General features: G+C 45.4%; 7 protein-coding genes. 3 read left to right on the top strand and 4 right to left on the bottom strand.

All coding sequences use genetic code 11. From position 1 onward, the window contains the following. Nucleotides 1-4: 4 nt before the first annotated feature. Nucleotides 5-2,407, top strand: coding sequence for an OstA-like protein (locus SCB77_RS07925; protein ID WP_320185891.1), 2,403 nt, complete (start codon nucleotides 5-7; stop codon nucleotides 2,405-2,407). A gap of 53 nt (nucleotides 2,408-2,460) precedes the next feature. Here SCB77_RS07925 and SCB77_RS07930 read toward each other — a convergent pair whose 3' ends face one another. The 4 genes from SCB77_RS07930 to SCB77_RS07945 form a co-directional block, all read right to left on the bottom strand. Then, nucleotides 2,461-3,036 (bottom strand): non-canonical purine NTP diphosphatase, encoded by a 576-nt coding sequence (locus tag SCB77_RS07930; protein ID WP_320185892.1) that lies wholly within the window; start codon nucleotides 3,034-3,036, stop codon nucleotides 2,461-2,463. Between the two features lie 98 nt (nucleotides 3,037-3,134). Further along, nucleotides 3,135-3,659 (bottom strand): hypothetical protein, encoded by a 525-nt coding sequence (locus tag SCB77_RS07935; RefSeq protein ID WP_320185893.1) that lies wholly within the window; start codon nucleotides 3,657-3,659, stop codon nucleotides 3,135-3,137. An 85-nt stretch (nucleotides 3,660-3,744) separates the two neighbouring features. After that, the gene (locus SCB77_RS07940; RefSeq protein ID WP_320185894.1) at nucleotides 3,745-4,725 is read right to left on the bottom strand and encodes a deoxyhypusine synthase family protein; all 981 of its coding nucleotides are present in this window, start codon (nucleotides 4,723-4,725) and stop codon (nucleotides 3,745-3,747) included. Nucleotides 4,726-4,921: 196 nt separating this feature from the next. Continuing rightward, nucleotides 4,922-6,019 (bottom strand): mandelate racemase/muconate lactonizing enzyme family protein, encoded by a 1,098-nt coding sequence (locus tag SCB77_RS07945; protein ID WP_320185895.1) that lies wholly within the window; start codon nucleotides 6,017-6,019, stop codon nucleotides 4,922-4,924. A gap of 227 nt (nucleotides 6,020-6,246) precedes the next feature. Between SCB77_RS07945 and SCB77_RS07950 the strand changes: the two genes are divergently transcribed. Both SCB77_RS07950 and gltB read left to right on the top strand, forming a co-directional pair. Continuing rightward, the gene (locus tag SCB77_RS07950; RefSeq protein WP_320185896.1) at nucleotides 6,247-9,150 is read left to right on the top strand and encodes a S9 family peptidase; all 2,904 of its coding nucleotides are present in this window, start codon (nucleotides 6,247-6,249) and stop codon (nucleotides 9,148-9,150) included. A 315-nt stretch (nucleotides 9,151-9,465) separates the two neighbouring features. Then, nucleotides 9,466-13,980, top strand: coding sequence for a glutamate synthase large subunit (gltB, locus tag SCB77_RS07955; protein ID WP_320185897.1), 4,515 nt, complete (start codon nucleotides 9,466-9,468; stop codon nucleotides 13,978-13,980). Nucleotides 13,981-13,996: the final 16 nt, after the last annotated feature.

Consider the following 13,996-nt stretch of genomic DNA (forward strand, 5'->3'; position numbering starts at 1 on the left):
GCTCGTGAAACAGTACTTCATTATCGTCTTCTGCTTATGCTACGCATTCGTTTCGTTTGCGCAACAAGTCCCATCTGGTCGCAACGGACAGGGTGAAGATCGGTTGAATTTGGTAAGTTCACGGAATGCTGTTTTCAATGCCAAAACCGGATATTCCACCTATTACAACGGTGTTTTTGAACATAAAGGCAGCACATTATCCGCCGATAGCAGCATCATGTATGAGGATGAGCTGAAACAGCAATTTTTTGAAGCGTTTGGGAATGTCGTGATCACGCAACCATCGGGCACGGTTATCTATGCAGACAAGCTTCATTATGATGCTACACCGCAGATTGCGACCTTAACGAATAATGTGCGCATGGTGGATGCCAACTCGGTTTTAACGACGAATTTTCTAGTCTATAAAATGCGGAGTAAGGTGGGCACCTACACCGGTGGTGGACGTATCATATCAAAGGGTGATACCATCACGTCCAAAAATGCCTATTACTTTGAAGACACCCAAGATGCTTATTTCCGAAATAAGGTAGTGGTACGCACACCCAATGTCAAGATTTATACGGACACCATGCGCTATAACTCGGCACAGCGCATGACTTACTTCTTCGGCCCCACCAATATAAAAGGTAATAAGGGCGAAAACTTGTATACCGAAAAAGGCAATTACAATACGGAAACCGGCGTGGCCAACTTTTCAAAAAACAACCTTTATACCGAAGGAACGCGTTTTCTGAAAGGCGATAGCTTGCACTACGATCGCAGTACTGGCTATGGAAAGGCCTTTCGCAATGTGGTCTTTGTAGATACCACGGATAAATTTTACGCTTATGGAGGTTACGGCCTGTACAATCAAGCCGATGAGTCCATCACGATGACAGACAAACCGCTGATCACGATGGTTGTGAACAACGACTCGACCAAGACGACGACAGATAGCACAGCGGTGGTTGACGACAGCGCCACTGGAAAAAGAAATAAGGGCAAAAATAAGCCTGATAAAAAGATAGACGTAGACGAGCGGGTTGATGCAGAAAAAGAACCTATCACCCTGCAATCCGACTCGACTATGATTGCCACGCCGGTAAAGGAAGCCCCCAAGGTAGATTCTGTTTACATGACAGCTGACACCCTGTTTTCAAGGATGATCTTGTTGAAAGACTACAAGGCCTTGGATTTTAAGCTAGACCGCAGTGGTGGCGAATTGGATGTAGAAGAAGATGTCGATTATGGCGATGACGAGCTAGGCATCGGTGAAGAAATGGAAGGCGACGCACTGACTTTGCAGGATTCCGTGGGCGTAGATAGCCTAGGTATAGACAGTCTGGGCGTAGATAGCGTCCTGACTAAAGTTCCGGAAAAGGCTGTCTCCAAACAAATACAAAAGCCTGCTGAGATCAAGAAACCTGTAGCAAAGCAATCGAACAGGACCGCAGCTCCTCAGAAAAATGAAAAGACCGAGATTGCGAAGACCTTGCAGCAAGATTCCGTTATCCGGCAACGTGCGATTGTACCGCGGGAGGCAGAAGCCGACAGCTTGATAAACCAAGCGCTGGAAGTTGCTCAAAAACCTGACACGGCATTTAAAGACACCAGCAATCAAGCCTACCTCGATACAGCCCGTACGCGAATCGTCAAGGCATACTACAATGTGCGCATGTTCAAATCAGATCTCCAAGCTGTTGCGGATTCTGTGTATTATGGTATGGCCGATTCCATGTTCCGCTTTATGGGTAGACCAATGATTTGGTCGGACGGCTCGCAGATTTCGTCGGACACTATCTTTATGCAGATTAAGCAGCAGAAGATGGATAATGCCCTATTGATCAATAATGCCTTTATGGTCAATGCTGTGCTTGACTCCATCAAATACAATCAGCTAAAAGGACGTAAGATCACTGCCTTTTTTGCAAATAATGCTATGGATAGGCTTTACGTAGACGGCAATGCGGAGAATTTGGTATTCTCTTCCAATGACAAAACGAATACCATCAGCGAAATGTTCCACGATCGCGGGGCGCGTATCAAGATTAAAATGGAAGGCAAAAAGATTATTGACTACACCACGATTCGGAAAGTAGACCAGAAAGTATACCCTTTCAGACTAGTGACTCAGGAGAACGAGACTTTGCCCGGCTTTATTTGGCGCCCGCAAGATCGTCCAAAATCCAAACAGGATATGATGGATAGAAAACGGGAACTACCAAAAGGAGGAGCAACGAATGAAGGTGAAGAAAACAGTAAGACACCTGAAAATCAAGAAAAAGGAGCGCAAAAGGAAGGTGACTTACCGCCTAAGCCGACAGTTCCAAACAAAGTGACGCCTAATGTCGGTGTTAAACCCGGAGCCGCCGCTGCAAAACCTTCTACTGCCCTCCCCGAAAAAATGGTAGCTCCTCAGCGTTAGCCGAAATGCCTGATTTCTCTTTTCGATTTACGTAGTTCAAAACGAGCACCTACTTATTTACTTAACAAAAAATCGGTGAGTTTACTAACCGCTATTGCCCGATGGCTGATGGCATTCTTTTCTTCCGACGTCATTTCTGCAAATGTTTTATCGTAACCGTTGGGAATAAAAATCGGATCATATCCAAAGCCCTCTACGCCGCGACGTTCCGGCACAATGGTTCCTTCAATAGCTCCATCAAAGAAATGTTGCTGTTCATTAAGGTACAGCGAGATCACCGTCCTAAATCGAGCAGTTCGATTTTCGTTCGCTCCCAATCGTTCCAAAACAAGGTCAATATTCTTTTCCATATCCCGGCTTCCGGAATAGCGAGCAGAATATACACCTGGCTCTTTATCGAGCGCATCGATTTCCAATCCGGAATCGTCCCCGAAACAATAAAGCCCATATTTGTTCACCAAATAATCGGTTTTCTGTTGTGCGTTCTCTTCAAAAGTAACTCCAGTCTCCGGGATATCATCCTGACAGTCAATGTCAGCCAAGGACTTGATAATAAATTTATCACTAACGATAGCTTGCACCTCGGTTAGTTTATGAGCGTTGTTTGTAGCAAATACAAGTTCGAGCATTTTGAAAATTTAAAAGTAAAAATTAAAAAGGCAAAAGTAGAAAGTCAAAGATTAGAAAAGTAGTAGATGCGAAAGATCTACAATCTAAGTACTTCGTACTAACTACCAATAAACGTTTTGAACTCACCCCAAAAGAGTTTCTTCTTCTCTACATCGGCGAACATCTCTTCGAAGCTGAACGTGTTGAACACGGTAGCAACACGTCCTTTCATATAGGAATTATGTCCAATATCAGGCAGCTTCAGCGAAGCAGGTTCAACACCCAGTAAGGTAATTTTCTTGGGTTCGAAAAAGGACATGATGCGTTTAAAATCGTTGGGATTGTGCGCATTGGCCAAGTTCACCACGGCTACATTAGTAAGGGTCAACTTTAAAGCGCCGATCGTCTTGACGAAAGCTTCTTCTGCCTGCGGCGAAAAATAAGGATAAGCAGGATAACGCAGAATAAATAAGATACCTGTTGATTTGTCACCACTATAGACAAATTCTTCTTCGGCAGACTCTTGCGCTATCGGCATCTCTTTTGCCGCGACAGCTTCATAGTCTGTAGCGCCATGTGTGAAGATTGTTTCCGACATCAAGGCCTGTAAAGCGGCCGGATTATGCGTTACCAAATTATTCATTGCTATCAATCATGTTAACGAAAAAGGAGCAAGCACAAGGCCTACTGCCCAGCCCTGCTCCTTCTCAACTTATATTTTCCGATTACTAATGTCCTAAAATGTAGGAGAAAATCAATGGCGCAACAATCGTCGCATCAGATTCCACGACAAATTTAGGTGTATCAATATCTAATTTACCCCAAGTAATCTTTTCATTAGGCACAGCACCTGAGTAAGAACCATAAGAAGTCGTTGAATCCGAAATCTGACAGAAGTAAGCCCAAAAAGGAACATCTTCCCACTCCAAATCTTGGTACATCATCGGTACAACACAAATAGGGAAATCGCCGGAAATACCACCAGCAATCTGGAAGAATCCAACACCTTTACCGCCAGAGTTCTCGCGATACCATTCGCTCAAGTAAATCATATACTCAATACCAGATTTAACCGTGCTCGCTTGTAGCTTACCCTTGATAACATTCGCCGCAAAGATATTTCCCGTTGTAGAATCTTCCCATCCCGGACAAACTATTGGCAAATTCTTTTCTGCTGCCGCGACGATCCAAGAATTCTTCGGATCGATCTCATAATATTGCTCCAAGATACCGGAATTCACCACTTGATATAAAAACTCATGTGGAAAATAGCGCTCGCCTTTTTCTTCGGCAGCATGCCACACATCTTCCAAGTGCTTTTGTAAACGACGGAACGCCTCTTCCTCTGGAATACAGGTATCTGTTACGCGGTTGTAGTGTTGGTCAAGCAATTCGCGCTCTTGTTCTGGTGTAAGGTCGCGGTAGTTAGGCACACGTTTGTAGTGTGAATGAGCCACTAAGTTCATGACATCTTCTTCCAAGTTTGCACCTGTACACGATATAAATTGTACCTTATCCTGACGGATCATCTCCGCCAAGGAAATCCCCAGCTCTGCTGTACTCATTGCACCGCCTAAAGAAATCAACATCTTTCCACCATCTAAGAGGTGAGCTTCGTAGCCTTTCGCTGCGTCAACCAATGCTGCGGCATTGAAATGCAGGTAGTTTTTCTCCAAAAATTGAGAAATAGGACCTTTTTGTGTACTCATAGTTTTTAATTTTCTATTCCTTCACAAAGGTACATAAACTGCTCGACTTGCCCGAAGTTGTTTTGCATTTACTTCCTTTTCAACAAGCGACTAAAAACGGACCAAAAGAAAACGAGAATAATCAATAATATCGTGAGGATCACAACTTCTTGCGTACCTATCCCCCATGCTATTGTATGCATCATAACCATACCGATTAAACTATCCATTGCTCACAACGCTCCAAGAATCCCGGCTCTATATCTGCACCAATACCTATGTCGTCTGTCACCGAAACGTGATAACCGTTGAATTGTGCGCCTCCAACGACTGGATCTTCTAAATGCCCCAGCATACAGGTGTCTAGATCATAAAATTTCACATTGCTCGTCGCATAGGCAAAGTGTATCTTCGCTGCCAATGCCAATCGCGACTCCAGCATGCCGCCAATCATGCAGGGCACCTCATATTCCGCCGCCACATGTTGCACCTGCATCGCCTCCACAATACCTCCAGACTTGGAAAACTTGATATTGATATAATCGCAGGCATCGTTACGACATAGCCTATCGGCGTCCTGTTGGCTGTAGACGGATTCGTCTGCCATGATAGGGATAATTGTTTGACTACGCAGTTCCGGTAGCAGATGATCATTGTATGTCCGCATCGGTTGTTCGCAAAATTGAATCTTGAATGGCTCCATACCATTCAGCGCTTCCACAGCTTCTTCGAAAGACCATCCTTGGTTAGCATCAATCCGTAAAGGAATATCGAAGCCTACGGCACGACGTATCGCGCGTATGCGTTCTACATCATCTTTCGGCTTTTTGCCCAACTTCACCTTTAATACGGCCGCTCCGGCCGACTTGAACTGCTCGGCCTTCTGTGCCATAACTTCGGGCTCGCCCAAACCGATAGTGATATCTGTCGTGATCTCCTTGCGCTGCCCGCCTAAAAATTTATACAACGGCAAGCCGGCTTCCTTCGCCGCAAGATCATGCAGAGCCATATCAAAGGCAGACTTTATTGTTGTATTTCCAGCCACAAAAAGATGCAATTCGGCCATCCTATCGTTTATCGCCAATGGATTTTTACCCTTCCAAAGGCGTGCAAACTCGCGCGCCAGCACTAGGCAGGTGTCCTGCGTTTCACCAACAATCATCGGGAAAGCAGAACATTCACCTACACCGTAGAGACCGGTGTCCGTATGGATACGAATAAATGTATTTTGTGCATAGTCCATAATACCCGTAGCGATAGCAAAAGGTTCCATGGGAATGCTCAATCGATAGATAGCTATAGAAGTAATGATCATTTGGCCTTAAAAGTTAGATATGATGAATAAAGCTATAAAATTTATTTTAGTTTCTACAGGAATTCCCAATTTCCGTAACCTCCGTACGAAAAAACAGCAAACATACTACACGAAATACGCTTGACACCTAATTTTTTTTAACCAAGTACAACTATTTCAATCGGCCAAAACCATCAAATCCCAAATAAAAACAATAAATTAGCTCTGATCATTAACTTACAACATCTATGAAATATTACTTGCTTGCGCTGGTCATCAGCCAGTTTGCCTGGCTCACACCGAAGGCCCAAGAGAAGCCTACGCCATTAACTTGGCAGGATATCCCCGACTGGCGATACAACCGCACGAACGATGCTACGCCGAGCCCTGATAGTAAATGGCTGGCTTATATCTCCGGGCCTACGCAGGGCGACCTGACCTTAAACCTAAAAAGCACAACCAATAGCCAAATATATCAATATCCTATTGGCGGACAGAACAGTCCGATCGTATTTAATGAACACAGCAGCTACCTCGCTTTTTATAAATCGGCAGATTACAAAACGATAAAAGGTAACCAGAAAGCGAAAAAGCCAAGTCGCAGAAAACTGCAGCTGATTGCATTGAAGGACACGGCGTCCACCATCTTCGAAAACGTACAAAAGTTTGATTTTGCCAATGAGCATGGCGGCTGGATTGCCTTGCGTTTTGAATCGATCGTGCCCACAGCAAAGAATGACACGACGGGAAGAGGAAGCGACCTTTTACTTTACAACCTAGAAAATAAACAGAAATTCAATATTGGGAGTGTACACGATTATGCCTTTAATAAAAGCGGCACCTTACTCGCCTATAGCGTGGATGCTGCCGGCCAAAACGGGAATGGTGTATTCCTCCTCAACTTAGCAAGCGGATTGACGACACTGCTACAAAACGACGCTGCAACCTTCTCCAAGATCAATTGGAACAAAGAAGGGACTGCATTCTCCTTATTGAAATCTAAAAAAGATAAAGCTTACAAGACAGCAGTATACAGCTTGATTGGCGTAAAAAACGTGCTTGCGAAGACGCCCGAAGTCTACAGCTACACCGGTCTACAGGAACAGCAGATCACCGCCGGATATGGCATCAGCGAGAATAGTATACCTTATTGGAGCAAGGATCTTAGCCGTATCTTCTTTGGCATTGCCAAAATCGAAAAGACGAAGGTGGAGCCAGAAAAGACACAGGACGCGAAGGTGGATAGCCTTGCGCAAAAGGTGAAGACAGCAAGCTTGGCCGACAGCGCGCAGCGCATCACCGATTCTACAACGGTTAAGTTGGCTGCTAAAGCTCCACAAAAGCCTGCAACGAATAAAAAGGACTTAGAGAAGCCCGACATGACGATTTGGAACTGGCAAGATAAACGTCTGCAGTCATCGCAGCGCACGCAATTGGAGCGGGACAAGAGATTTAACATCATGAGCGTTTGGGAGGTAAACTCGAACAAATTCGTATCCCTTGCCGATAGCAACCTCCGCTCCATCAGCTTAGCTCCAAACCAAAAAATTGGTTATGGCCTGGATTTCTCTCCTTACGAATTTACTTCCAACTTGGATGGACAGCGCTTTGCTGATGTTTACATTGTCGATATCGCCTCTGGCGAACGTAAGCCTGCCATCGAGAAACTATACCTCAACGCCAGCTTCAGCAGTAGCTTTTCTCCCAATTCAACCCATTTGTTGTATTACAATGACGGCGATTATTATGTGTTGGATGTGAAGACATTAACAAAGACCAATATTACCAAAAACATCCCGACATCGTTTATCAGCGTTACTGACGACCACAATGTTTCCAAACCAGCGACAGGCACCTACGGCTGGACGCATGATGGCCGCTTTGTGCTATTGAAAGACAACTACGATCTCTGGAAGGTATCTTTTGATGGAAAATCACATAAACAATTAACCGATAATTGGAAAAGTAAAAAACTGCTGGCCACATCGTACAACAACATTTACCCCGACGATGAAGATATCGACCTGTCGAAAGACCAATATTTTGGCATAATCGATGATAACAACAAGCAAACAGGTATTGCTTTGCTACCGGCAAAAAGCGATAAGATGCAGATCCTGACCTTAGAGGACGCCTACATTAGTCCGTTAAACAAGGTAAAACATGCATCATCTTTCTTTTATAGCCGCCAAACGCCTACCGTTTCGCCCGAGCTTTACATGTCTACCGACAAGATGTTAACATCGCCGGTCAAGCTCGTTGCAGACAGTGCCAAACAGCTACTTTCTGCGGGCAGTAAACTGATTTCTTATATCAGCGATCATGGCGACACTTTACAAGCGGTTCTATATTTACCGGCTAACTATGTCGAGGGACAAACCTACCCGACCATCACGTACATCTACGAGCGCCTGACGAACGGCAAGAACAGCTATTCGCTCCCAGCCTACCCCGGTGGCGGCTTTAACCGCGCCATGTACACCAGCAATGGTTACGCCGTGCTGATGCCCGACATCAAGTACAAGCTAAACGATCCCGGTATGTCTACAGTGGCTTGTGTGGTGCCGGCTGTAAAGGCTGCAGTGGCAACAGGTATTGTCGACGAAAAGAATGTCGCCATTCATGGCCACTCTTGGGGCGGTTACCAAACGTCGTTCCTGATCACCCAAACGAATATCTTTAAGGCTGCGGTTGCTGGTGCGCCATTAACCAATATGATTTCCATGTATTCCCTGATCTACTGGAACTCGGGCTCGTCAAACCAAAGTATATTTGAGTCGAGCCAAGGACGCCTAACAACGGGATACTGGGACAACTGGGATGCCTATGCGCGCAACTCGCCTATTTTCCATATCAAAAACGTGCAAACACCGTTGATCATTATGCACAACGATAAGGATGGCGCGGTAGACTACACACAAGGAATTGAGTATTTCAATGGTCTGCGCCGTCTCAACAAACCGGTAGTCATGTTGACCTACAACGGCGAAAACCACGGCCTAGCCAAAGAAGTAAACCAAAAGGATTATGCTGTGCGCATGATGGAGTACTTTGACCATTACCTCAAAGGTAAAGAGGCGCCGGAATGGTGGTCAAAAGGTATTGACTTTATGGCACTTCCGAAACATTTGGAAGATCGCGCTTTTGAATAATCGAGAACATCAAACAATCAATAAGAACACAAAAAGGATTCATTGAGGATCCTTTTTGTGTTATATACGTGGCATTATCAGGCTTTTAACATGTCTAAACTACCAAACCTTAGCTCAATAAAAATTATTCGTTTATCACAGCTTGTTACAGAACGATGTTTCCTTGCTTAGAAAGATTTCAAACAAGAATACAATATCAACAAAAAAAAGCCTGTTATTTAGAAATAAACCAACAACGATCTATTTTTTTTATAAAATCAGTAACAAAATAACTTTTTTATTCATATATTAGCAACCTAATATTTTGAGGAGAAAATGATAAACGAAAGATTACCAGAACAAGGGCTGTATAACCCCGACTTTGAGCACGATGCCTGTGGAGTAGGTTTTGTAGCGCACATCAAAGGTCAAAAGTCGCACCAGCAGGTCAAAGATGCATTAACCATGTTAGAAAACATGGAGCATAGAGGTGCTTGTGGCTGTGATCCTGAGAGTGGTGATGGTGCTGGTATAATGATCCAGTTGCCGCATGAGTTTTTATGGGAGGAGTGTATTAATATCGGTATCCAACTGGAGGAGCCAGGATATTACGGCACAGGGATGGTATTTTTACCGAAGGAAGAAGAGCTCAACAGCATCTGTCGCGAGGCGATCATTGAAGCTACTGCGAGCCGAGGCATGAAGTTCTTAGGCTTTCGCGATGTTCCTGTAAGCCGCGAAGGCATTGGACCTACCGCCTTGAGTGCCGAGCCAGAAATCGTTCAGTTTTTTGTTTCCCGTCCTGATGGCGTCTCCACCACCGAGGACTTTGAACGCAAACTTTTCGTCCTAAGACGTTTTATCATTCAACTTGTTAAACAACATCAAGAGTATCCGTTGCCATTATATATTGCATCGCTTTCTTGTAAAACCATTATATACAAAGGTCAATTGACAACCTACCAAGTAGGTACCTACTATGATGACTTGAAAGATCCTCGTGTGGTATCCGCATTTGGCTTAGTACACTCGAGGTTCTCTACAAATACGTTTCCTTCTTGGTCATTGGCACAACCATTCCGCAATATTGCACATAATGGTGAGATTAACACCCTTACCGGTAATCTAAACTGGTTTTATGCAGGTGCTCGTGCGCTTTCTTCGCCTTACTTCAGCGAGGAAGAAATGCAGATCCTTTTACCTGTAGTGGACCGCGGACAATCTGACTCCGCATGTTTAGATAACGTTGTCGAGCTACTGTTGCATAGTGGTAGAAGTCTTCCACATGTAATGTTGATGCTTGTGCCTGAAGCATGGGATGGCAACACACAAATGGATCCGTTAAAAAGAGCTTTTTATGAATACCATGCAACTTTAATGGAGCCATGGGACGGTCCTGCTGCACTATGTTTCACGGATGGAAAAACTATTGGAGCTACTTTGGACCGCAACGGATTGCGTCCATTGCGTTTTGCAATCACCTCCGACGACCGTGTTATCGTAGCATCTGAAGCCGGTGCTTTACCTATCCCGGAAAGCCTTATCATCAAAAAAGGACGCCAGCAGCCGGGCAAGATTTTCGTGGTGGATATGGAGAAAGGCGAGATCCGTTCGGACGAAGAAGTGAAAGGCGAATTGATTCGTCAGCAACCCTACAGCGAGTGGTTAGACAACTACAAAATCCGCATGGATGAGTTGGAGGAGCCACGTGTGACCTATACCTACCTCAAAAAAGAATCGGTATTCAAATACCAACAGGCCTTCGGTTATTCGCGTGAAGACTTAGAAACAATATTAACCCCAATGGCCTTGACCGGCTACGAGCCGATTGGTTCTATGGGGACGGATGTGCCGTTGGCCATCCTATCCGATCAACCGCAGCACCTTTCCAGCTACTTTAAGCAGTTTTTCGCACAGGTAACCAACCCGCCAATCGACCCCATCCGGGAGCGTTTAGTGATGAGTTTGGCGACCTTCATTGGTAACGCGGGAAACATTCTAATCGAGGATAAAAAATTCTGTCACTGCGTAACGTTGGAGCATCCGATTTTGACATCGAGCGAATTGGAGAAACTACGTTCCATTGATACAGGTATTTTCCAAGCAAAAACACTACAGCTTTATTTCCAAGCCGATGGCAAAGCCGGGTCTTTAGAAGCAGGTTTAGAAAGACTATGTCGTTATGCGGATGATGCGGTACGTGACGGCTTCGAGGTAATCATCCTCTCCGATCGCGCTATCGACTCGCAACATGCGGCAATCCCATCCATTCTTGCGGTATCCGCCGTACATCATCACCTTATAAAAACAGGCAACCGCGGAGCGGTAGGCCTTGTGGTCGAAGCTGGCGATGTATGGGAAGTACATCACTTTGCTTGTCTTTTAGCTTTCGGTGCTACAGCCATCAATCCGTATATGGCCTTAGCTTCTATCCGTACGATGAAGGAGCTTGGACAGATCGAAACAGATTTGGTTTGGGACGATTTAAAGAAAAACTATGTGAAAGCCATCTGTGCGGGTCTATTGAAAATCTTCTCCAAGATGGGTATTTCGACCTTGCAATCTTACCACGGAGCACAGATCTTCGAAGTATTGGGTATCGACAAATCTGTCGTAGACGATTACTTCTGTGGTTCGGTATCCCGCATAGGCGGATTAAAGCTCGACGATATCGCAAAAGAATCCCTTTCCAAACACTGGAGAGCTTTTGGCGAGTCGCGCGTCGAGAAAAAACTGTTACCAGAAGGTGGTTTGTACCAATGGAAGCGCCGTGGCGAGGGACACCTTTGGAGCCCAGAAACCGTGCATCTTTTACAGAAGGCATGCCGTACAACCGACTACAACTCCTATAAACAATATGCATCCATTATCAACAACCAAAAAGAGCGTATGTTTACGTTACGTGGTTTATTGGATTTTGCAAAACATAGAACTCCGGTATCCATCGATGAGGTAGAACCGATCGAAAACATTATGAAGCGCTTCGCCACAGGTGCAATGTCTATGGGCTCCATCTCTACAGAAGCACACAGCACCCTAGCAATCGCGATGAACCGAATCGGCGCGAAGAGCAATACAGGTGAAGGAGGAGAAGATCCGGCGCGTTTCGAGCGCTTGGCAAACGGTGATTCGATGCGTTCAGCGATAAAACAGGTTGCATCGGCACGTTTTGGCGTAACTTCGCACTACCTTACCGAAGCCGACGAGATTCAGATCAAAATGGCGCAAGGTGCAAAACCGGGTGAAGGCGGGCAACTTCCAGGTCACAAGGTAAATGATTTTATCGCACGTTTGCGCCACGCAACACCGGGCGTGGGCTTAATATCGCCACCACCGCACCACGACATCTATTCTATCGAAGATTTAGCGCAGCTTATCTTCGACTTGAAGAATGCAAATCGTGCCGCGCGTATCAACGTAAAATTAGTTTCCAAAGCAGGTGTAGGTACTATCGCAGCCGGTGTTGCCAAAGCACATGCCGATGTGATCTTAATTGCTGGTTACGACGGCGGCACCGGAGCATCACCTATCAGTTCCATCAAGCATGCAGGTTTACCGTGGGAATTAGGCTTGGCCGAAGCTCACCAAACACTGGTACAAAACAAACTGCGTAGCCGTGTTGTGCTGCAGGCAGACGGACAGATGAAAACCGGCCGCGATATTGTCATTGCTACTTTATTGGGTGCAGAAGAATGGGGTGTGGCTACCGCAGCGTTGGTTGCCGGCGGATGTATCATGATGCGTAAATGCCACCTAAACACGTGCCCTGTAGGTGTTGCTACACAAGATCCAGAATTGCAAAAATTATTCTCGGGTAAACCGGAAGATATCGTGAACCTTTTCCGTTTCTTGGCAGAAGAGATCCGCGAAATTATGGCACAACTGGGCTTCCGCACCATCAACGAAATGGTGGGACGTGCGCAGTTCCTTAAAAAACGCGAAAATATTGACCATTGGAAAGCTTCAAAAATCGACTTCTCCAAAGTGCTTTATGTGGCGCGTAACGAACCATCTGAAAGCTTGTATAATACCCAAGAGCAAGATCACGGCATGAGCATGATCCTCGATTGGGGCTTATTGAAACAAGCCAAGTCGGCACTTGACACGAAGACGCCTGCCTTTGGTACGTTTAAGGTAAAAAATACAGACCGTACGATCGGCACCATGCTATCCAACGAGATATCCAAAATATACGGTGCTGATGGTTTACCGGACAACACGATTAACTTCAAATTTGAAGGGTCTGCGGGACAGTCCTTTGGTGCCTTCGGCGCAAAAGGTCTTTCTTTCGAACTGGAAGGCGAAGCTAATGACTACGTAGGAAAAGGACTTTCTGGTGCACAATTGGCGATCTACCCTACGAGCGACAGTCCATTGACAGCACACGACAACATCATTATTGGTAACGTGGCTTTGTATGGAGCTACTTCGGGTCATCTCTTCATCAACGGTATGGCTGGTGAACGCTTCGCCGTTCGAAATTCCGGAGCTACAGCTGTAGTAGAAGGTATAGGCGACCACGGTTGCGAGTACATGACAGGAGGAAGAGCCTTGATTTTAGGCCCTACAGGCCGAAACTTCGCGGCAGGGATGAGCGGCGGTATTGCTTGGATATACGATATTTCTGGCACTTTCCGCGACAACTGTAACCAAGAGATGGTCGATCTTGACCCACTGGATACGGAAGATGAAACTGCGATCATCGCGCTATTGAAACGTCATATCAACCTGACGAACAGTGAGCGCGCCAACTTCATCTTGCAAGATTGGGCAAATGAAAAGAGTAGATTTATCAAAGTATTCCCTAGAGAGTACAAAAATGTATTACGTAAAAAATTAGTGGAAGCTTAATATAGCGGAGGAAACA

The sequence above is a fragment of the Sphingobacterium bambusae genome (assembly GCF_033955345.1).
GTDB lineage: Bacteria > Bacteroidota > Bacteroidia > Sphingobacteriales > Sphingobacteriaceae > Sphingobacterium > Sphingobacterium bambusae.